Source organism: Anaerovorax sp. IOR16 (genome assembly GCF_017168145.1).
Taxonomy (GTDB): Bacteria; Bacillota; Clostridia; order Peptostreptococcales; family Anaerovoracaceae; genus IOR16.
This window is the reverse complement of record NZ_JADQTL010000005.1, coordinates 72,804-93,899: the sequence shown is the minus strand read 5'-3', so window position 1 is coordinate 93,899 and position 21,096 is coordinate 72,804. Positions and strand designations below refer to the sequence as shown.

The following is a 21,096-nucleotide window of genomic DNA, read 5'->3' as shown; positions in this document are numbered from 1 at the left end:
ATAAATATCAAAATGGAGTAAAATGTTTTGAATTATAGTTAGTTAAAGTTTTGGAGTTGTTTATAAGAAGCGTTTTCCTATATTTATATTAGTTGAGGATTCAAAGGGAACCATATTACTAGATGATTAAAATTGGATTAAATGGAAATTAGTTTAATATTTATATTAAAAATAGATATTAAAGACGTTTCGTTTAATTGACAAGAATCTGCAAAGTCTCTAAACAGGGGCTTTGAAACGAAGGATAACTATTCCTAAAATGTGTGTTTTCGGAATAGTATATACAAAATTTAAAGAAGGAGCAGCTTTTTGGCTTTTTAACCATAAATTTGTTCCTTTTGAGTCCCTTTATATAAATATATTATTTTACATTATATCACTAATATCTATTTAAACCATTCTTTATGTTCTATCTCTTATCTTCTTAATCTTATTTTTTAAAGTATTATAGAATTTAATCTATCACAATTCTTTTTCATTTCTTATATAAATCTATTTTAATTCAATCTTAAAAAAATCACATTATTTAATACTTACTTTTCTATATATTCTTATTCCACCACAATTTGTATATATTTCTTTTGTCTTTATTTACATCCAGTGAATTTCATCGATCCAATGATTGTTTTTTCTATATCATTTGATGTTTTAAAGTTCAAATTCTTAATCTGCATTTATAAACGTTGAAATTTCAACGTTTTAACTGGACGAGCCTCAAATCGTCGATTTAAGCGACTTTTTCTTCCTTTTAATGGTTTTATACCTATAAAATCTCTCTTTAAATCTAATTATGTACAGTACGAGTAAAAATCCATACTATTTCAGAACAAATTGAAGAATATGAAAGATATTTATTAAATAGTAGATGGAATCAAAATAGATTGCCCTGGATAGATACAATCTGCGGAGATTTGATTGATCATGCAGATTTCATAAACCACTGCACGAAGATCTTGATGAGCTGGTCCGAATTCTTTTGCTAAATTCCATAAAGTATCACCATCTTGAATTTGAATTTCCATATAGTTTGTTTGCGTTAGACTGTCTGACTGATAAAAGCCGAATAAGGAATTCATAATTACAATGAGAAGTATGAAAAACAAACTCATAAAAACGGTAAAACGAGATTTTGATACGATTCGATATTTCTTAGTCATGATAACGCCCTCCTACCCTAAAAAGAACATGTGTTTGTACCATTATAATAACAGAATGTATGTTCTTTGTAAATAGAAAATTAAAACATTTGTTCTTTTTTTATATTTATGCTATACTTATTTTGAAATTTATATCAATTCGAAATTAGGAGTATTAAAATGATCTATTTAAGAGGCTTTGAATTTTCTAAAAATACAGCTATGACGCAAAACGTATATCCTTACAACATATTGAGTTCTCGTAGAATTGATGTTATGTTCTTTGATTCCATTACGATACTTTATGGAGCGAATGCTTCCGGAAAATCTACTGTATTGAATGTGATTGCCAATCATTATAAGTTAAATGGATCAGTACGTTCAAAAGCATGTGGGGAAGCTTTTTTTCAGTATATTAATGAGTGCAATGGTATTATAGCGGAGGAATTTACTGCGATTCCAAAAAGCAGCCGATATATTAAAAGTGAAGATATTTTAAATGAAGTGAAACAAGTAGAAGATAAAAGAACCATGTTGGATGCTTATATTCGACATTGTGCAAGAACACTTGGAATTGAAGATGCAGATGAAAATACAATTGAAAGAAAAATGCGTCCGGTGAAGCTTAAGCAGGCAATGGAAAATTTAGAATTTAGTAAAGAAAAATATTCAAATGGAGAAACGGCATATCAGCTTTTAGAGGAAGAAATTGAGATGGATGCTCTTTACCTTTTAGATGAGCCGGAAACCTCACTTTCTCCAAGCAATCAAATCAAGTTGGCCAATGAAATAAACAGACGTGCAAGATTGCTTGGCTGCCAGTTTATCATTGCAACACATTCTCCGTTTCTTTTGGGTACCCTTGAGGGTAAAATATATGACTTGGATCAAAAGCAAATTACAGAGTCAAATTGGTCTGACTTGGAAACTGTCAGAGTATATTATGAATTTTTTAAAGAAAAAGAATCTTATTTTAGATAAAAAATTATTAGTAAGATTCATAATGTAGAGAAATAAAATAAGGTAAGGACAAAATAGAAAAGCTACGGAATAAACTCCGTAGCTTCAGACTGTAGACAAGGATATCTCTATCTTTGCCTACAGTTTTTTTTACATAATGTAATACATTTTATTGTATTTATGGTAAAATATATGTATAAATACATGGAGGTATTTGCTTTATGATGGGTAAGAAAGATTTATTAGGTCGTGATCAATTTCAAATGGTAACCTTGAATTCTCTTGTTCCACAAGATCATATTATTCGTAAGATAGATACTGCGATTAATCTCTCTTTCATTTATGACCTTGTAAAAGATTTGTATTCTGATGTGGGAAAAGAAAGCATCGACCCTGTCGTCTTAATTAAAATTACCCTCATTCAATATACCTTTGGTATTCGATCCATGAGGCAGACCATTAAAGAAATTCAAACGAATGTAGCTTATCGATGGTATCTTGGTTATAGTTTAGAGGAAGAAATTCCTCACTTTTCTACCTTTGGTAAAAACTACTCTCGTCGGTTTCAAAATACTGACTTATTCGAACAAATCTTTCAAAGAGTCATTGCTGAAATTATGGAATATGAATTCATTAATTCAGAAAGCATTTTCATTGACGGTACACATATTAAAGCAAGTGCAAATAACCATAACAGTGAAAAAGAAACCGTTTTGGAATCCGTTAAATACTATGAAAAAGAACTAATGAAAGAAATTAACGAAGATCGCATTGAACGAGGAAAACAAGCTTGTAAAAAAAAACGGAAGCCAAAGAAAAGACAAAAGTAATCAAGAAAAGTACCGTAGATCCGGATTGCGGTGTATTTCATAAAGGAAAGCATAAGGTAGTATTTGCTTATGCTGCAAATGTAGCTTGCGATCGAAACAATTACATACTTGCTTTTCATACAAATCCAGGAAATGTACATGACTCAGTTGCATTCCCAAAGATTTATGAAAAAGTAAAAAGATATAAAGGTGTAAAAAATATTGTAATGGATTCCGGATATAAAACACCTGCAATTGCTAGAGAAATACTCAAAGATAAACGAATTCCTATCCTACCATACAAACGACCTATGACAAAAAATGGTTATTTTAAAAAACACGAATATGCTTATGATGAATACTATGATTGCTTTGTATGCCCAGAAAACCAAGTGTTAAACTATACTACAACAAATAGAGAAGGGTATCGGGAATATAAGAGTAAAGGAGAAATTTGCAAGAGTTGCCCTTCCTTATCAGAATGCACAGCAAGTAAGGACCATGTAAAAGTAGTCACACGTCATATATGGGAAAACTACATAGAGCAATGTGAGGACATTCGTCATACTCCAAAGTATCGAGATCTTTACAAACTACGGAGTCAAACCATTGAGCGAGTCTTTGCAGATGCAAAAGAAAAACATAATATGCGTTATACACAATATCGAGGGATTCAGAAGATAGAAATGGAACTGAATCTTCTTTTTGCGTCCATGAATCTAAAAAAACTAGCAACATGGATTCATAAATCTGAAAGAAGGAATCAAATGGCATAGAGATATCCTTTTATTTTTTCTTTTTTTAAAAGCTTTATAGAAAAAATAGAAAATACCTTGCAGAAATTATAAGAATATAAATTTAGCAAGGTATTTTGTCTACAGTCTGAAGCTACGGAATAAACTCCGTAGCTTTTTAAAATTATTAGTAGTTCTCTTCATAATATTTAATTCGATCAATTATGTTTTGTGAGTTATTGGTATCACAAGGAATGCGTTTCATAGTATGTAAAGAATCATTTTCTCCGATTTTCACCCGATTGACTCCAGGGCTCGTTGTAATTGTAATTTTATAGTTCATATTTTGCAGTACATGTTCTGTTTGTAAATTGTATTTTCCATAAGGATATGTATATGCTAAATCGTCATAGTTTAAATTTTTCTCTATTAACTCCTTCATTTGCTTCGTATCTTGAGAAAACATATTAAAATAATACTGTGGAGATTCGTAAGCTTTCTTCATAACACCAAGCCGATTGACTTCTTCTGCAGAAACATGTTGATGCATTTCATAGCTATGGGATCGAATCCGTATAAAACCTGAATTCACCATCTCTTTTGCCTGTTCCCAAGAAAAATGCGGAATAATCGGAAGTCCTGTGTTTGGATTTTTATCCAAACCAACAGAACTGCCAATAATTGAAATTTCAGCTTTCATTCCCAATCCCTTTAAAATTGGATAAGCATATAAGTAATTGCTTTCATATCCATCATCAAAGGTAATAATAACTGGTTTTTCAGGCAAATCCTTTTCACCTTTTACAAATGCGTACAAATCTTCATAGAAAATAGTTTCATAGCCGCCTTCTTTCAATTCCATCATATAACGACGAAATGTGTTAGAAGTTAAAGATGAATTTTCTTCGTCGGAAATATGGTGAAACATTAAAATCGGAACGGACAATGGTATGACTTTATAATTAATCTTTTTGGTCTGATTGGATAATTTTTTTTCCTGCATTTTGAAATTTTCTGCAACTTTTTTTCCAAGATTAATTTGTACATCAGTGGAAATGGAAATGGATCTTTCCAGAGCCAAAGTAGGCTGAACCCAGCTTAATACAAAAATAGTAACAAAAAATATTATTAAAAATCGATGCTTCATAATTATTTCAACTCGTTCTTTTTTAAAACGGATTCTCCTTTTCTTTTATTTTTACCTGTAACTTCTTTTTCTTGATTGTATTAATCGATTGTATATAACATCAGTAATACCAATAAACTTCTTTCTGTGTACGAAACAAACAACGGAGAGAAAGACAACCGCAACACAAAGAAGAATGACATTCGTATAACTACCGGTTCGAGTCATCGCACCAATCATAATCGTAGCCATTAAGGCAGGTGTTCTGCCTACCAGAGATAAAACCAAATATGGCTTTAATTTTATCTCTGAGACACCAGCTGCATAAGTAATTAGATCTTTTGGAAAACCTGGAATTACATACAGTATAAAAATTATCATATATGCCCGTTTGCTGTTCAACATTTCGATAAAATGATTGATTTTCTTTTCCCCAAATAGAACGTGCATTGCATTTTTTCCTAGTATTCTTGCTAAATAAAATGTAATAACGGTACCTAACCCAATTCCGATAATGGAGAGGAAAAACCCAATCCAAAAGTAATAAGCGTATCCAGCTGCAAATTGCAGCATTTGTCCCGGAATGATACAAATAATGATTTGTATCATTTGAAATCCGATGTAAATAAAGATACCGGCTGTGTGGTATTGGGAAAGAAATGCATTAATCTCCTCTTGAGTCTTAAATCGATTTAAAAAATCCGGGAACCAAAAATAAAGAATCAAAGGTATCCCTAATGCGATAACCAGCAAAAGCGTTAGCTTTACAATAGAAAAGAAAAATTGAAATTGCTTTTTGCGTTTATCCTTTTGCATAAATTAACTCCTAATCCCCCTACTTTCTTTTTATTTAATTATTTCTTTTTCATACAAAGCTTGCAATGCTTTAATTACACCAAATTTGGAATGCTCGTAAGTTAGACCGCCTTGAAAATATACAATATAAGGAGGTCGAATTGGTGCATCTGCACTTAATTCAATGGAAGAGCCCTGTACGAATGCCCCTGCTGCCATAATTACGGGATCTGCATAACCCGGCATATCCCAAGCTACTGGCTTTACGTGAGAATCAATTGGAGCAGCTGCCTGAATACCTTCACAAAAAGCAACTACTGCTTCTGCAGAACCTAATTTTACGGCTTCGATAATATCACTTCTTTTTTCATCTGGCTTTGGACAAACTTCATACCCTAAATTTTGGAAGACTTTTGCACATAATATTGCACCTTTTATCGCACCATTAACTACTTTTGGAGCGATGAAAAGTCCTTGCAGCATTGTACGAGTTTGACCAAAGGTAAGCCCACATTCCCCGCCAATTCCAGGGGAAGTCATTCGATAAGAAATGTTCTCAATTAAATCGGAACGTCCGGCAATGTATCCCCCCGTTAATGCCAAACCTCCTCCTGGGTTTTTAATTAATGAACCGGCGATAACATCAACACCGACTTCGGTTGGCTCTTTCGTATCTAAAAATTCTCCATAGCAATTATCAACCATGCAAACGATATTTGGATTGATTTCTTTTACAAAGCGAGCCCATTCTTCCATTTCGGGAATGGTTATGGCTTTACGCCAACCGTATCCCGTTGCTCTTTGAACGCAAACCATTTTCGTTTTGGAAGAAATGGTATTTTTTAAAGTATTCAAATCAATGGTACCGTCTTCTTTTAAATCCACTTGTTTGTAGGTAATTCCAAATTCTTTTAAGGAGCCTCGCCCTTCTTCTCGGAGACCAATTACCTCTTCCAAGGTATCATAAGGCTTTCCCGTACAATAAATCAACTCATCTCCTGGTCTTAAAATACCCGTTAAAGTTAAAGTTAATGCATGTGTTCCATTTACAATAATCGGACGTACCAAAGCGGCTTCTGTTTTAAAGAGCATGGCATATACTTTTTCCAATGCATCTCTTCCGGGATCGTCATAACCATATCCAGTATTCCAAGCGAAATGCATATCACTGATGCGGCATTTTTGAAATACATCTAAAACTTTATATTGATTGAACGCCATGATATCATCGAGTTCAGAAAAGATGTCTTTGATTTCTTCTTCCGCTTGCGAAATGGTATTAATTACATTTTCATGGATTCCCAAGGATTCTTTTAGTAATTGATTGGTGTTTTTCTGCATTTGTTTCCCTCTTTTATAATTTATTTTTTAAAACGAAATATGTATTTATTCTTCTTCCTTCCATTCGAAGACCTTAATTAAATCCCGCTTTACATTCATTTTATGTGCGGCATAAAGTTGTGTCGTCGTAACATTATCATGATCTAAAAGTGCCTGTACATCATAGATGGAATTTCCGCGAGCGATCAGCGAGGTTGCAGCTGTTGCACGCAGCTTATGCGGGCTATACCCTTGTTTTCTTCCTGTTTTTAGAGTAATTGAAGTATATTTTTTAACCATTTCACGAATTTGACGTTCTGTCATACGTTTTTTTTGCAAAGAAAGAAATAGAGCATCCTGCTCTTCCTTTAGAAGTTGATCGTTGCTTGGACGTTCTAAATCCAAATAATTTTGCAGAGCTTCCATTACGGTATTGTTTAAAGGCATCAAAGATTCTTTCGCTCTTTTTCTGTAAATTTTAAACTCACCGCGACTGAAATTAAAGGATGAGACATTAAGCTGCTGTAGTTCAGACAATCGTAAGCCATACGTAACAAATAAAATGAGAATGCATTTGTCACGATGCTTTGTCTTTTCCCAATAGCGGCGTTCATGATCCGTCAAACCGGTTCCATTGGTAACGGCATCTAACATAATCATAACTTCATCATCCTGTAATGCTTTGATCTCGTGATCCGATGCCTTTGGAAGCTTAATTGGGTCAAAACCGTCGGTAATGTTTTTAGGTACTAAACCATCACGATATAGATATTTAAAAAAGACGGATAAGGAAGATTTTTTTCGCGCGAGTGATTTTTTATCGTTTTCATATATGATGATATTTTTATCGGTTTCTATTTTATAACGACGACAATAATCAATGAATATATTAATATCAACTGCTTGTATCTGCTCAAAATCTTCAACAAGTATATCTCTTGGTTTTGTTGCTTGTGTTAAATCCGTTTCTTCAATTAAGTAACGGCAAAAAAAACGAACATCCTTTAAATAAGCCAAACGTGACATAGGAAGCAAATTGCCTTTTAGATACATAAAAAATCCATTAAGCCAACGAGGAAGTTCTTTTTCCACTTCCACGCAATGATTTATAATATCATTTTCTTTTAATAGAATATTTGTCGGTTTCCCCTTTTTATTTTGTATTTGAATTTCTTTTTGTGAAGACATAACAACCTCCGTTAAGGTAAATTGCTCTTGATATAATTTAGAATTGCCTCTTCTGCTTTTTGACTGCTTTCAAATTCTGAAAGATTAAACCACTGCATTTCCTTATAACGCCGAAACCATGTAAGCTGACGCTTTGCGTAATGACGTGTGTTCTTTTTAATGCGTTCCACTGCTTCTTCCAGTGAATAACCACCATGAAAATAATCGATTAGTTCTTTATAGCCAATTCCCTTCATTGAAATATTACTTTCGGTTAGTCCGATATCCAATAGCTGTTGAATTTCTTGAAGAAGTCCTGCTTTCATCAGAAGGTCGACTCTATGATTGATTCGTTCATACAATTCATCACGATTGCGGTTTAACCCTACCAAAATGACTTCATAATCTTTCGTTTTTACGAACGATTCTTCAAATTCTCGTACATCGTTTTTTCCGGATTCCAAAATTTCCAGGGCACGAATGACCTTTTTTACATTATTAGGATGGATGCGTTCTGCTGCTTTTGGATCTTTTTTTCTTAATTTTTCATGTATGAATTCATTGCCATAAGTTTCGGCTTCTTCTTGCAGCTGTTTACGAAACTGTGTTTGCTTCGGAATGACTGAGAAATCCATATCATAAATCAAAGAATTTACATACAGTCCCGTACCTCCGCTAATAATCGGAAGTGCATCTTTGTCAAAAATTTGCGCGATGCATTCTTTTGCTTTTTTTTGATATTCTGCAACGCTGAAATCTGTTTTAGGATCGATTTCATCTACCATGTAATGACGGGCTTGCGCCAATTCTTCTTTTGTTGGTTTTGCACTGCCGATATTCATATAACGGTAAATTTGCATTGAATCCGCTGATACAATTTCACCACCGAGGTTTTGTGCTATTTTAATGGCATATTTTGTTTTTCCTACGGCCGTAGGGCCTGCGATAATTACAATGTTTCGTTTCACAAAATCACCAAGTCCTTTTTATTGTTAAGTACGTTTAAACATTTTTTCAATTTCATATTTGCTCATTTTAATAAACGTAGGTCTGCCGTGTGGACAGGAAAATGGATTTTTTGTATTAGAAAGATCTTTAAGAAGCTGAATCATTTCCTGTAAATCCAAAGAATCATTTGCCTTTATTGCAGATTTACAAGCTTTCATAACAATATCGTTCCATTTTTTAGGGTCTAAAAGCTCTCCGTCCTCCGTAAGATTATCACAAAAATAATCCAAAAACCGTTCGGATTCAGTCAAACTCATATACATTGGAATTTCCGTAACCCGATAAGACCTCTGTCCAAATTCTTCTAAGGCAAATCCCATTTGCTTGAGAGAATGTATCCAATGAACATCATCATTTTTTAACCGATAAGGAATTTCTAGCAAATAAGGCGTCAAGAGAATCTGCGATGGTTTTTCTTCCAAATGGTATTGTTCCAGAAGCGTTTCGTAAAAGACACGTTCGTGTGCTGCATGCTGATCAATTAAATAAAAATAATTTTCATCGACTGCTGTGATATAGGTGCCGAAAAGAGAGCCAGTTGGATGTAGATTCGAAAGAACAAATGCAGTTATGCCATTCTGCTGTTCCACCGGTTGCTGTATAGGTAATGGATATGTTTCACATGATTCTTTTACAAAAGAGAGATCATCTGCCATATTCTTATTTCTATCTTTTGCTTTTTCATCGGTTTTATTTATGAAGAGAGAATTTTTAGATTGCGTTATCATCTCTTGTTCTTTTCGTTTTGTTTCCAACAATTTTTTTATGTCAACCTGTTCTTCTGTTTTTTGATTTTTTATAGGTACAGGCATTTTTGCAAAGAGATTTTCTTTTTTCACCTCTGGAATGGCATCGGCAGTTAATAAACCTTTGCGAATGCATGATCGTACAAAGTGGCTTACATTGCCTTCATCATCAAATCGAATTTCTTGCTTATTTGGATGAATGTTTACATCCAACTGTTCCGGATCAATATTTAGAAAAAGAAAAGCAATGGGATAGCGACCTTCGAATAATTTTTCCGCGTAGGCTTCAGCAACCGCTTTGTCTAAAATTTTACTACTGATATAACGGCCGTTTACAAAAAAAATCTGACTTTTTCGATTGGTTTTTGTTTGGTCAGGAGAAGAAATGTAAGCTTCGAGTTTAATTCCTTTTCCATCATCCTCTGTTAAATGGATTAGTTTTTGACCAATTTCTTTGCTGTATATTGTTAATATATTGGTATATATATCTCCTTTTCCTGGTGTTGAAAAAAGAATGGAACCATTATTAATCAGACGAATTTTAATGTCCGGATAAGCAAGTGCCATTTTTGAAATGAAGTCAATGATTAAAGTACTTTCTGTATGGTCAGCCTTTAAAAACTTCAACCGTGCCGGGGTATTATAAAATAAATCAGTAACAATTATAGTTGTTCCATCGGGACAGCCGGTATCGGATTTTTGAACAACTTCTCCCCCATCAATACAAAGACGAATTCCTGTTTTTTCTTCTGGTGTTTTCGTGATCAATTCTGTACGGGAAACCGCACATATACTGGAAAGTGCTTCACCACGAAAACCCAGGGTATAAATATGATTTAAATCAGCTGCTTCCTTAATTTTGCTGGTAGCATGTCGTTGGAATGCAAGTTCAACCTCATTTTTAGGAATTCCACATCCGTTATCTGTAATACGGATGTAGGTTTTTCCTCCATTTTTTATTTCTACCACAATCGAGTCTGCTCCGGCATCAATTGCGTTTTCCAGCAATTCTTTTACAATAGAAATTGGACGATCTACTACCTCACCGGCTGCAATTTTATCTGCAACCTCTTTTGAAAGCGCTTGTATTTTCCTTCGATCAATTGATTTCAACGGTAACTCCTTTCTGCTTTTTCAGCAGCAGATTTGAGGTCTTCTAAAATGGAAAAGGCTTCGGATGGTGTGAGGTTCATCAGGTCCAAATCATTTAACCGTTTTACAATTTCATTTGGAGCAAAATCAAACAAGGAAAGCTGTTGTGTTTCTTCAGGAATAGGGTTTGTATCCTTTGATACAAACGAAGAAGTCAGGTATTGCTGCAAATCCATTTCCTTGCTTTCAGACTCAAGCTCATCCAGTTTTTCCTGTGCATTTTGTAATAATAGAGTTGGTACACCAGCAAGCTTTGCAACGTGAATTCCGTAGCTTCGGCTTGCACTTCCCGGTACAATTTTATGTAGAAATACGACGGTACCATTTTCTTCAGCAACATCAACATTTCGATTTTGAACGCCTTCCATATGACCCTCCAGTGAGGTTAATTCATGGTAGTGCGTTGCAAACAAAGTACGAATATGATTTTTATGACTGCACAGATATTCGACAACTGCCCAGGCAATGGAAAGACCATCGTAAGTACTAGTACCTCTTCCAATTTCATCTAAAATGACTAAGCTGCGTTCTGTTGCTGTATTCAAAATATATGCAAGTTCACTCATTTCAACGAAAAATGTACTTTGACCCTGTGCTAAGTTATCAGAAGCACCAATTCGAGTATAGATTCGATCGACAATGCCGATGGAAGCTCGATCGGCAGGGACAAAGCAGCCGATTTGCGCCATTAATACAATTAAAGCCGTTTGTCTCATATAGGTTGATTTTCCAGCCATGTTTGGTCCTGTAATTAAGAGCATACTTGTATCTTTTCGGTTCAAATAAGTATCGTTTGATACAAAGATACCATTCTTTATAGTAGCCTCAATAACTGGGTGCCTTCCCTTTTCAATGATGATTTCATCTCCATCATGAACGAGTGGCTTTACATATCCTAACCGATTGCTGGATTCAGCAAAGGAAACCAACACATCGAGTATCGCAATTGCAGCTGAGGTCTCTTGAATGATTCCAATGCTGTTTTGAACATCCTGACGTAAGGAAAGAAACAATTCATATTCCATTTGGTTGATTTTTGCCTCAGCATTCAATACTACGGCTTCAACTTCTTTTAATTCCGGTGTAACATAACGTTCACAGTTTGATAATGTTTGTTTTCGAATATAGTTATCCGGTACTAATTGAAAATACGATTTTGTAACTTCCAGATAATAACCAAAAACTTTGTTATAGCCGACTTTTAAATTTTTGATTCCGGTACGTTCTCTTTCCGTTGTTTCCAAGGATGCAATCCAAGCTTGTCCATCTTTAATGGAATCCTTCATTTGGTCTAATTCGTTAGAATAACCGCTTTTGATGATACCCCCTTCCTTAATGGTAAAGGGAGGATCGTCTATTATTGCAGAATCAATTCGGTCATAAACATCTTTCAGACTATTCATTTCTGTTTCTAAGCGTTCAAGTAATGAATTGCCACAATGTTTTAACTCTTCCTTTATATCCGGCAAGACAAAAATAGAGTTTTTTAATGCTATAAAATCTTTTCCGTTTGCATTTCCGCATGCAACTCGGCCGCAAAGGCGTTCTAAATCATAGATTTTTTTCAGACATTCCTTGAGATTATTTCGGATTAAAATCTGATCAAATAACAGTTCTACCGCGTCGAGTCTTTCCTGAATTTGAGGACAATTATTTAAGGGCTCTCGCAGCCACTGTTTCAGTTTTCGGGATCCCATTGCAGTATGGGTTTTATCTAAAATTCCCAAAAGAGAACCTTGCACTTTTTTTTCAAAGAGGGTTTCTGTCAATTCCAGATTTTTTATGGTCGCTTTATCCAAGGACATATGCTTCCCTATGTCGTATACATTTAAATGGGATAAATGTGAAAGAGTTTGTTTCTGAGTTTCGAATAGATAGGATAACAAGGCACCTAAAGATAAGGTTGCATTGGTGTGCTCAGAAAGACCAATCCCTTTTAAAGATCCAATCTGAAATTGTGATAAAATACGGCTTTCTGCTGTATCTTTTGAATAGTAGCTATCATTTAACGTTGTAATATAAGCATTCGTTGCTTGCTTGATTTCTTGATTAAATTCTTCAAAAAGAATCTCCTCATTGACCAAGATTTCTTTTACCTTCAATTTTACCAGCTCATTTAAGAGTAATTCTCTTGAAGAATTGCCAAGAAATTCAGTCGTACTGATTTCTCCTGTGGAAATATCACAAAAAGCAAGACCTGCATGTGGACCTTCCATATAAACCGATGCCAAATAATTGTTTTCTTTTTCATTTAACATGGTTTGACTGACTACGGTACCTGGCGTTACGATTTGAATCACTTCACGTTTTACGATCCCCTTTGCAAGGGCAGGATCTTCAACCTGTTCACAGATGGCTACTTTATAGCCTTTTTCCACAAGCTTTGCTATGTAAGTATCGGCTGCGTGAAAAGGAACACCACACATAGGTGCCTTTTCTTCTTGTCCACAGTTTTTTCCGGTTAGTGTAACTTCCATTTCCTTTGAGGCTGTAATGGCATCTTCAAAGAACATTTCATAAAAATCACCCAAACGGAAAAATAGAATACAGTCTTTATATTTTTCTTTGATCTCCATATACTGTTGCATCATGGGTGTGAGTGCCATAGGTTACCTCTTTCTATTTATCTAATTCTTCGTGTGATGCATTGACAATAGACTCTGCCAATTCATCATAATTTAACGCTTCACAAGAAGATTTATCTTTACATAAATACATCAAATATTCAATATTTCCTTTTGCACCGGTTACCGGTGAATAGGTTAAACCACCAATTGTGAACCCTGCTTCCAGAGCATAATCAGCTACTTTATGAAGGACTTCCAAATGTGTGCTTTTTTCTCGAACAATACCGTTTTTCCCAACTTGGCTTCTACCTGCTTCAAATTGCGGCTTTACCAGACAAACTAATTTGCCGGTTGAGCTGAGAAGTGAGGATGCTACTGGGAGAACCAAATGCAAAGAGATGAATGAAACATCAATGCTGATAAAATCCAATTTTTCTTCTATGGTTTTCGGGTCTAAATAACGAATATTTACACGTTCCATATTAACGATTCGATTATCATTCCGAAGTTTCCAATCCAACTGTCCATATCCAACATCAACAGCGTAGACTTTTTTTGCACCATTTTGCAGCATACAATCCGTAAATCCCCCGGTTGAAGCCCCGATGTCCATAGCAACAGCCCCATCCAAAGAAAAGGAGTATAACTCCAAAGCTTTTGCCAGCTTCAATCCACCACGGCTGACATAAGGGCAAACAGCACCTTTTATTGTGAACTCTGAGTCATCGGAGACCGATGTACCGGCTTTGTCAACCATTTTTCCATCTACAAAAACGATTCCTGCCATAATGGATGCCTTCGCTTTTTCTCGAGACGGAAACAATCCTTTGTTTACCAATATTACATCCAATCTATCCTTCAATAAACTCTGCCACCCTTCTTGCAATTCCATTTGCATCTAATTCATATTGTTTCATCAGTTCTGAGACCTTTCCCTGGGAAATAAACACATCCGGCCATCCGATCTGTAATAATTTCTGTGAAGGATTTCCCTTCTCCTTCAATAATTTGCATACTTCGGAACCAAAGCCTCCTATGATTGCATTATCTTCTAATGTAATGACCGTTTTCTTTGTATTAACACAAGAAAGAATGCCATCTTCATCAAGCGGCTTTATAAATCGCGCATTTACTACCCCGAAATCAAGTCCTTTTTGCTTTAAAATTAATTTTGCTTTTATTGCAGGCTCAACCATCTTTCCGATTGCGAGTAATACACCGTCATTTCCTTCAGAAAGAACTTCAATTTTTCCATCTATCGGTGAATGTTCCTTTTTTTCTGTATCCAAATCTTCTGCCTCACCTCTTGGGTAACGAATGGCACAAGGGCCATTCAAAGTAAAAGCATATTCAAGCATTTCTGCAAGTTCACTGCCGTCCTTTGGAGCCAGAATGGTTAAATTCGGCATATGAGACAGATAAGAAAGGTCAAACTGACCATTATGGGTTTCACCGTCATTTCCAACGTTTCCGGCTCGATCAATTGCAAAAATAACCGGAAGGTTCTGCATACATACATCGATTAAAATTTGATCATAGGCCCTTTGTAAAAATGTAGAATAAATGGCAACGACGGGTTTCATCCCATTAAGAGCCATGCCTGCAGCAAAAGAAACAGCATGCTGTTCAGCAATTCCTACATCAAAGAGACGTTCCGGAAATTTTTCCTGAAATCGATTAAGCCCGGTTGCTTCTACCATAGCAGCACTGATTGCAACAACTCGTGGATCATTATGTGCAATTTGTACTATTTTTTTTCCAAAAATCTGCGAGTAAGTGTAGTTTTTTGCAACCGAAAGCAATTCTCCTGTATTCAAGTCGAAAGCTCCAATTCCATGAAATTTGCCTGGATTGTTTTCTGCATTGCGATAACCTTTTCCTTTTTTTGTAACGACATGCAAAAGAACAGGCTGCTGCATATTTTTTGCAAATTGCATTGCCTGAATCAAATCATGGATACTATGACCATCAATAGGACCAAAATATTTAAAACCAAACTCTTCAAAAATAGCTCCGGATACTACGGCATATTTTAAAGAATCTCGGATATGTTCCATTCCGGAATAAAGACCTTCGCCATATTTAGGAATGCCTTTCACTGCATGTTTTACTTTCTTTTTAAATTCCAAATATGCATGAGAAGCTCTTAATCTTCCAAGATATTGCGACATGCCTCCAACATTTTCCGAAATCGACATTTCATTATCATTTAATATGACAATCATCGGTCGATTGGATTGCCCAACGTTATTTAGTGCTTCATAAGCAATCCCTCCCGTTAATGCTCCATCTCCTATGACAGCAACAACAGAATAATCATCGTGATTCAAATCTCTTGCTACTGCATATCCAAAGGCTGCAGAAATGGAAGTGCTGCTGTGTCCGGACGCATACATATCATGTACACTCTCTTCTAGTCTTGGGAATCCGCTGATTCCTCCGTAAGTTCTAAGGGTATTCATTTTTCCGCTTCTACCCGTTAGCATTTTGTGTACATAGGCCTGATGACCTACATCCCAAATAATTTTATCCTTTGGTGTATCAAATACGGTATGAAGTGCTATTGTTAACTCCACAACACCTAAATTGGAAGACAAATGTCCTCCGGTTACGGAAACAGTATCCAATAACGTTTGACGAATTTCATAAGATAATAATTCCAATTCATGCTCCGTCATGGACTTTAGTTTTTGTGGAAAATTATCATCATTTAACAAATGCTTCATAAAATGAAAGTCTCCTATCATTATTTAATTTGCTTTAATAAATATTCAGCAACTGCAGTAAAGACCTCAGCCTGGTCATAATAAGGTGCCATTATATTTAAAGCATTTTCTAAGAGCTCAGTTGCTCTTCTTCTCGATTCTTCCAAACCATAAATAGCTGGATAGGTTGATTTATTTTGTTTTGCATCCACACCAACCTTTTTTCCAAGTTCATCTTGGTCACCGCAAATATCCAAAATATCATCAACAATCTGATAAGCCAAACCAACACATTCGGCATATATACTTAAATCACGGCGCTTTTCATCATCAGCCCCAGATAAATATGCACCTGACATGATTGCAGAGATGATTAAAGCTGCTGTTTTATTCAAATGAATATAATCAATCATTTCCTTTGAGCATTGCTTGTTTTCATTTTCAATATCAGAAGCTTGCCCTGCTACCATACCACGACAGCCTGCACCCTTTGAAATTTCATAACTTGCTTTCACACGGCAGATTAATTTGTCAGGATCATCAAAATAGAGAAGCATATCCTTATTCATTGCTTCAAAAGCCGAGGTTAAAAGGCCATCACCTGCTAAAATTGCCATTGCATCCCCATAAACTTTATGATTGGAAGGCATGCCTCTTCGAAGATCGTCATTATCCATAGCTGGCAAATCATCGTGAATTAAAGAATAGGTTTGAATATACTCCATTGCACAGGCATAAGGCAAAGCCTGCTTAATGTCATATCCGCAAAAATCACAAGCAGCTAAAAGCAATACAGGGCGAATTCTTTTTCCTCCGGCTGATAAACTATAACACATAGATTCGTATAACGTAATACTTTTATGGTCAACCTCAGGTAAGAAGTCCAAAAGATGTTCTTCCAGTAAATTTTTCAAATAAATGTATTCTTTATTTTCCATATTAATTTCCTCCTCTTAGAATTCTATTTGTTCCTGCGTTTCTTTGTCGTAAATTTCAATTCGCTGCTTTGCTTCTTTTAGTATATGATTGCATTGTTCATAAAAAACAATACCTTGTTCATAATTCTTAATGGCATCTTCTAACGTTCCTTCGTTTCGTTTTAATGCATTTGCTGCTGTTTCCAATCCTTTAAGTGCCTCTTCAAAGGTTAAATTTTTATTTGAGGTCATTTATTATCATCTCCCTATCCAAGCAATGTTTCTCATCCACTGTGCAATGCAGACGACCGTCCTTAATTCGTACAAATAATTGATCACCTAAATCAATTTGAGAAATTTTATTTAATAAATTTCCTTTTTTATCGGTAAGAATGCTATAGCCGCGTTCCATAATTGATAAAGGATTGAGTGCTTCTAGTTTTTCTTTTTGCTGTTGTAAACGTAAAGTCTCATATTGCAAGCGATTTTGGAATGATTCAAATAATTTTTGTTTGTCGTGCATATAAACTCGCATTGCGTCATACTCCAACCTGCGTGATAAACCATATTTTATAGATGAAAGGAAATCTTGACAAAGGCTTTGCAATTCAAACGTATTCGGTATCGCCAGTTGTGCTGCCGCTGTAGGTGTTTCTGCACGGAAGTCTGCCACAAAATCAGAAATAGTAAAATCCGTCTCATGTCCAACTGCAGAAATAATCGGGATTACGGAAGAAAAAATACTTCTCGCTACGATTTCCTCATTGAACGGCCAAAGTTCTTCCAGAGACCCTCCTCCCCTGCCAATAATTAAGACATCCAAATCCGGAAACTTTTGATTAATATTTTTTATTCCCTCAGAAATATCCTTTGCTGCTTCCGGGCCTTGTACCAAACAAGGATATACTAAAATGTTTACATAATTATTTTTTGATTTTATTATTTTAATAATATCACGAACGGCTGCTCCGGTCGGCGAAGTCATTACACCGATTTTCTTTGGAAAAAAAGGTAAACTCTTTTTATATTTTGTATCAAAAAGACCTTCTGCTTCCAATTTTTTCTTTGACTGTTCAAATGCAATGCTTAAATTCCCTATTCCGGAAAGGGAAACATCTTTTACGTTTAACGAATAGCTTCCTCCACGTTCGTATACGGAAAGATAACCGTGTGCTGTAATTTCCATTCCATCTGAAAGCTCATAGCGAAGATTCCGCAAATATTCAGCAGCCAAAAAACAATTTAGCTTACTGTTTGCATCCTTCAATGTAAAATAGACATGTCCAGAACTATGGTATTTTAAATTAGAAATTTCTCCAATGACGGAAACATTGCCTAATATCGGATCGGATTGTAAAATGCGCTTGATGTATCCATTTACTTGGGATACACTAACCGGCTTTAATGCCATAATGCTTTTCCTCCCAACAAAGAAATACCGACTGCATTGTCTGAAGAAAGCTTCGGTTCTCCGAAAAATAGATTGATCTTATCTTTTGAAAAAGCATCTAACAGACGTTTTCGTAAAAAAGTACTTGCAGATACTCCTCCAGTAAATAAGACTTGATCTTTATATTGATGTTTTAATGCTTCTTTTGTAAGCTTTTCCAAAGAATCGCTGATTTTTAAAAAGAGTTCAAAAATCAGAGCATTTTGTACTTTTTGCTTGTCTTTTACATCTGCAGCTTGCAAAATACGAAGTGCCTGTGTTTCGATTCCGGATAAATTTAGATAAAGTTCCTTTATCGGGATCGGCTTTAGTTTATTGGGTGGTTTTGTGTGATTATGTTCTTCCCATTGAGAAAGCGCGATTTCATCCATTGCTCTTCCTGCAGGAAAGGCAAGACCTGTAGCGACACCAAAACGGTCGATCAATTGTCCAAAAGAAATATCGTTTGACCCCCCAATAATGGAAATGTGCTGCTCATTCACATCCAATAGTTCGCAGGTGCCGCCGGATAAATGATAAGCAAAATAGGATACTTGTTCGTTTATCAAGGTATTATGAGCAGCTGCTGCTAAATGTCCTTCTTGATGTGAAAACGTATAGTACGGAATTGCAAGTGCATTGGATAATACGCTTCCGAACTGCATACCTGCTTTAAACACTGGCATATAAGAGCCTTCTACAGGACGCGGTCTGCTGCTGACTGCAATTGCTTTAATTTGAGACCGAAAGGGTTCTTTCAGCACCTCACTTAGGAGCAATGGTAAATTCTCCATATGTTGAAAAAGGGCGTGTGATTGCCGTAGCCCTCTTTCGCCCTGTTTTACCACCAACGGTGTCCTTTTATCAAGTCGGATATTTCCGTTTGAATCTGTCAATGCAACTGATGTTGTATAGTTACTGGTATCAATACCAAGTATCATTTCATTTCTCCATCTTTTCTATTCGTTTTCTTTTTGCTTGCCTCTTACAATTTTACCTAATACACCATTTACAAATTTTCCTGAATCGTCTCCTCCAAATTTCTTTGCAAGATCCACAGCCTCATTAATTGAAACAGAATCTGGGATATCCATTTTGTATAAGAGTTCTGCAATGGATAATCGTAATATGGCCAAATCAACTTTTGCTAAACGATTAATTTTCCAATTGTTACTGTATTCTTCAATTTGTTGATCAATTTCAGGTAAATGCAATGTAATCAAACCATACATTTCTTCAAAGTAATCCTTCTGGTTTGATTCTTCTAAGTTTTCTTCTGCAACTCGTTTTTTTATAGAATCACTGTGATCATTTTGTACTTCCATCTGAAAAAGCATCTGCATTAATAGCTCTCTTGCTTGTGTTCTTCGCATACATTCCTCCGATTGTATAGGGATTTATTTACTCTGCTTGACATCCACACCCTGAACATGAATGTTCACAGCCTTAACCGGTTCATCAAGCATGTGTTCTACTTCTTTTTTTACATTTTTTTGAATGTTAAAAGCAACCTCAGGAATCTTCACTCCTAAAAAGACAATTGGATAAATATCTATCACAATGCCATAATCAGTTTGAGCTACCTTTATGCCTTTATATAGAGGTTCTTTGCCTAACATATTAGAAATACTGTCGGTAATACCTCGACTTAAAGAGGATACACCTTCTGTCTTTAAAGTGGCATTCATCGCGCAAACAGCAATAACCTCATCAGATATTTTTATTGTGCCATATTTTTCGTCATTGATTGCGTTCATTCCACTCACCTCTTGCCTATTATAGCAGAAATGCGTAGAATAAACAATGTTTTCAGAGTTTAAAATTTACTTTGAATCACGATTTGCTCCGCATTTCTTTCTGTTTCTCTCATTACTATATCACATATTTTTGCCACATCTGTCTGAGATAATTCCTGTTTATTTACAGTTACATTAACGGAAGTATCTGTAATGAGAACCAGTGCATCTGTAAAACCTTTATTTTCAATTAAATTTTCAATGACCTTTTCTTGGTTCATATAATCAATAATCTTTAATTTTTGCTGTGTTGCATTGTTTTTTTCCGGTCCATCTTTGGTTTCTTCAATGACTGCCGTAAGCATAGAAAGAATTTCGTTTCGATCCATATTAATGGTAGCCCGAACTTCTTCAAAATAGGTATCTGTATTTTTTAATTCTTCTAAGTTATCGGAAGTTACGACAGAAGATTCTTCTGCTTCAGTCGCTCCATTTGTTGTTTCATTATTGGTTTCTTCAGCGGCTGCTTCATTTGGTTTGGCTGGATCGGCAATAGAAACCGGATCCGGACTCTTTCCAGGAAGCGTTACAACATTAATGCTATCCACCAAAACTTCGCCATCATGAAGCTGCATTTCTTTTGTTTCATAATCTTTATAGCCTGCTGATGCGCTAAGAGCATCCTTGGTACTTAATTTGTTGTTTACTACACTGACGCATACGATCAGTGCCAACATACTAACTAAGACCACAATTTTTCTTTTTTCATACTTCACCTTTCAAACCCTC

The 21,096-nt window shown here is 35.4% G+C and carries 18 protein-coding genes and 1 pseudogene; 2 read left to right on the top strand and 17 right to left on the bottom strand.

Going from position 1 to position 21,096, the window contains the following annotated elements; all coding sequences use genetic code 11:
* Positions 1-854: 854 nt before the first annotated feature.
* Entirely contained in the window at positions 855-1,157 is a 303-nt protein-coding gene (gene yneA, locus I2490_RS01990; protein WP_206458109.1) for a cell division suppressor protein YneA, read from the bottom strand.
* Positions 1,158-1,316: 159 nt separating this feature from the next.
* Between yneA and I2490_RS01985 the strand changes: the two genes are divergently transcribed.
* Positions 1,317-2,117, top strand: coding sequence for an AAA family ATPase (locus I2490_RS01985; RefSeq protein ID WP_206458108.1), 801 nt, complete (start codon positions 1,317-1,319; stop codon positions 2,115-2,117).
* A 200-nt stretch (positions 2,118-2,317) separates the two neighbouring features.
* Positions 2,318-3,681, top strand: a pseudogene (locus I2490_RS01980) (IS1182 family transposase).
* Between the two features lie 145 nt (positions 3,682-3,826).
* Here the strand turns inward: I2490_RS01980 and I2490_RS01975 are convergent.
* From I2490_RS01975 to I2490_RS01900, 16 genes are read right to left on the bottom strand one after another with little or no spacing between them, the layout of a single operon-like run.
* Positions 3,827-4,786: a polysaccharide deacetylase family protein gene (locus I2490_RS01975; protein WP_206458107.1), complete on the bottom strand. Its 960-nt coding sequence runs from the start codon at positions 4,784-4,786 to the stop codon at positions 3,827-3,829.
* A 51-nt stretch (positions 4,787-4,837) separates the two neighbouring features.
* A complete protein-coding gene (locus tag I2490_RS01970) occupies positions 4,838-5,581 on the bottom strand; it encodes a TVP38/TMEM64 family protein (RefSeq protein ID WP_206458106.1) in 744 nt (247 codons plus the stop codon).
* 30 nt (positions 5,582-5,611) lie between these two features.
* Positions 5,612-6,901 carry a methionine gamma-lyase family protein gene (locus I2490_RS01965; protein WP_206458105.1) on the bottom strand — a complete coding sequence of 430 codons (1,290 nt, stop codon included), beginning with the start codon at positions 6,899-6,901 and terminating at the stop codon, positions 5,612-5,614.
* A 45-nt stretch (positions 6,902-6,946) separates the two neighbouring features.
* Positions 6,947-8,068 (bottom strand): tyrosine-type recombinase/integrase, encoded by a 1,122-nt coding sequence (locus I2490_RS01960; protein WP_206458104.1) that lies wholly within the window; start codon positions 8,066-8,068, stop codon positions 6,947-6,949.
* Positions 8,069-8,079: 11 nt separating this feature from the next.
* The gene (gene miaA / locus I2490_RS01955; protein ID WP_206458103.1) at positions 8,080-9,015 is read right to left on the bottom strand and encodes a tRNA (adenosine(37)-N6)-dimethylallyltransferase MiaA; all 936 of its coding nucleotides are present in this window, start codon (positions 9,013-9,015) and stop codon (positions 8,080-8,082) included.
* A gap of 24 nt (positions 9,016-9,039) precedes the next feature.
* Complete coding sequence (gene mutL / locus I2490_RS01950) at positions 9,040-10,914, bottom strand: DNA mismatch repair endonuclease MutL (protein ID WP_206458102.1); 1,875 nt, start codon at positions 10,912-10,914, stop codon at positions 9,040-9,042.
* Positions 10,911-13,559: a DNA mismatch repair protein MutS gene (gene mutS / locus I2490_RS01945; RefSeq protein WP_206458101.1), complete on the bottom strand. Its 2,649-nt coding sequence runs from the start codon at positions 13,557-13,559 to the stop codon at positions 10,911-10,913. Before mutS ends, mutL begins: the two co-directional genes overlap by 4 nt.
* 13 nt (positions 13,560-13,572) lie before the next feature.
* The gene (locus tag I2490_RS01940) at positions 13,573-14,382 is read right to left on the bottom strand and encodes a TlyA family RNA methyltransferase (RefSeq protein ID WP_206458100.1); all 810 of its coding nucleotides are present in this window, start codon (positions 14,380-14,382) and stop codon (positions 13,573-13,575) included.
* Positions 14,372-16,246 (bottom strand): 1-deoxy-D-xylulose-5-phosphate synthase, encoded by a 1,875-nt coding sequence (dxs, locus tag I2490_RS01935; RefSeq protein WP_206458099.1) that lies wholly within the window; start codon positions 16,244-16,246, stop codon positions 14,372-14,374. Before dxs ends, I2490_RS01940 begins: the two co-directional genes overlap by 11 nt.
* 20 nt (positions 16,247-16,266) lie before the next feature.
* Positions 16,267-17,163 (bottom strand): polyprenyl synthetase family protein, encoded by an 897-nt coding sequence (locus I2490_RS01930; protein WP_206458098.1) that lies wholly within the window; start codon positions 17,161-17,163, stop codon positions 16,267-16,269.
* A gap of 15 nt (positions 17,164-17,178) precedes the next feature.
* On the bottom strand, positions 17,179-17,394 hold the full coding sequence (xseB, locus tag I2490_RS01925) for an exodeoxyribonuclease VII small subunit (protein ID WP_206458097.1): 216 nt from the start codon (positions 17,392-17,394) through the stop codon (positions 17,179-17,181).
* Positions 17,381-18,553: an exodeoxyribonuclease VII large subunit gene (gene xseA, locus I2490_RS01920; RefSeq protein ID WP_206458096.1), complete on the bottom strand. Its 1,173-nt coding sequence runs from the start codon at positions 18,551-18,553 to the stop codon at positions 17,381-17,383. Before xseA ends, xseB begins: the two co-directional genes overlap by 14 nt.
* The gene (locus tag I2490_RS01915) at positions 18,544-19,512 is read right to left on the bottom strand and encodes an O-sialoglycoprotein endopeptidase (RefSeq protein ID WP_206458095.1); all 969 of its coding nucleotides are present in this window, start codon (positions 19,510-19,512) and stop codon (positions 18,544-18,546) included. Before I2490_RS01915 ends, xseA begins: the two co-directional genes overlap by 10 nt.
* Positions 19,513-19,530: 18 nt before the next feature.
* Positions 19,531-19,944: a transcription antitermination factor NusB gene (gene nusB / locus I2490_RS01910; RefSeq protein WP_206458094.1), complete on the bottom strand. Its 414-nt coding sequence runs from the start codon at positions 19,942-19,944 to the stop codon at positions 19,531-19,533.
* A gap of 24 nt (positions 19,945-19,968) precedes the next feature.
* Positions 19,969-20,328, bottom strand: coding sequence for an Asp23/Gls24 family envelope stress response protein (locus tag I2490_RS01905; protein ID WP_206458093.1), 360 nt, complete (start codon positions 20,326-20,328; stop codon positions 19,969-19,971).
* Between the two features lie 59 nt (positions 20,329-20,387).
* The gene (locus I2490_RS01900) at positions 20,388-21,083 is read right to left on the bottom strand and encodes a SpoIIIAH-like family protein (RefSeq protein WP_206458092.1); all 696 of its coding nucleotides are present in this window, start codon (positions 21,081-21,083) and stop codon (positions 20,388-20,390) included.
* Between the last annotated feature and the right edge of the window lie 13 nt (positions 21,084-21,096).

Excerpts from the sequence above, each read along its gene's own strand:
- yneA (WP_206458109.1), bottom strand. The coding sequence starts at position 1,157 with ATGACTAAGAAATATCGAATCGTATCAAAATCTCGTTTTACCGTTTTT.
- I2490_RS01985 (WP_206458108.1), top strand. The coding sequence starts at position 1,317 with ATGATCTATTTAAGAGGCTTTGAATTTTCTAAAAATACAGCTATGACG.
- I2490_RS01975 (WP_206458107.1), bottom strand. The coding sequence starts at position 4,786 with ATGAAGCATCGATTTTTAATAATATTTTTTGTTACTATTTTTGTATTA.
- I2490_RS01970 (WP_206458106.1), bottom strand. The coding sequence starts at position 5,581 with ATGCAAAAGGATAAACGCAAAAAGCAATTTCAATTTTTCTTTTCTATT.
- I2490_RS01965 (WP_206458105.1), bottom strand. The coding sequence starts at position 6,901 with ATGCAGAAAAACACCAATCAATTACTAAAAGAATCCTTGGGAATCCAT.
- I2490_RS01960 (WP_206458104.1), bottom strand. The coding sequence starts at position 8,068 with ATGTCTTCACAAAAAGAAATTCAAATACAAAATAAAAAGGGGAAACCG.
- mutS (WP_206458101.1), bottom strand. The coding sequence starts at position 13,559 with ATGGCACTCACACCCATGATGCAACAGTATATGGAGATCAAAGAAAAA.
- dxs (WP_206458099.1), bottom strand. The coding sequence starts at position 16,246 with ATGAAGCATTTGTTAAATGATGATAATTTTCCACAAAAACTAAAGTCC.
- I2490_RS01930 (WP_206458098.1), bottom strand. The coding sequence starts at position 17,163 with ATGGAAAATAAAGAATACATTTATTTGAAAAATTTACTGGAAGAACAT.
- xseB (WP_206458097.1), bottom strand. The coding sequence starts at position 17,394 with ATGACCTCAAATAAAAATTTAACCTTTGAAGAGGCACTTAAAGGATTG.
- xseA (WP_206458096.1), bottom strand. The coding sequence starts at position 18,553 with ATGGCATTAAAGCCGGTTAGTGTATCCCAAGTAAATGGATACATCAAG.
- I2490_RS01915 (WP_206458095.1), bottom strand. The coding sequence starts at position 19,512 with ATGATACTTGGTATTGATACCAGTAACTATACAACATCAGTTGCATTG.
- nusB (WP_206458094.1), bottom strand. The coding sequence starts at position 19,944 with ATGCGAAGAACACAAGCAAGAGAGCTATTAATGCAGATGCTTTTTCAG.
- I2490_RS01905 (WP_206458093.1), bottom strand. The coding sequence starts at position 20,328 with ATGAACGCAATCAATGACGAAAAATATGGCACAATAAAAATATCTGAT.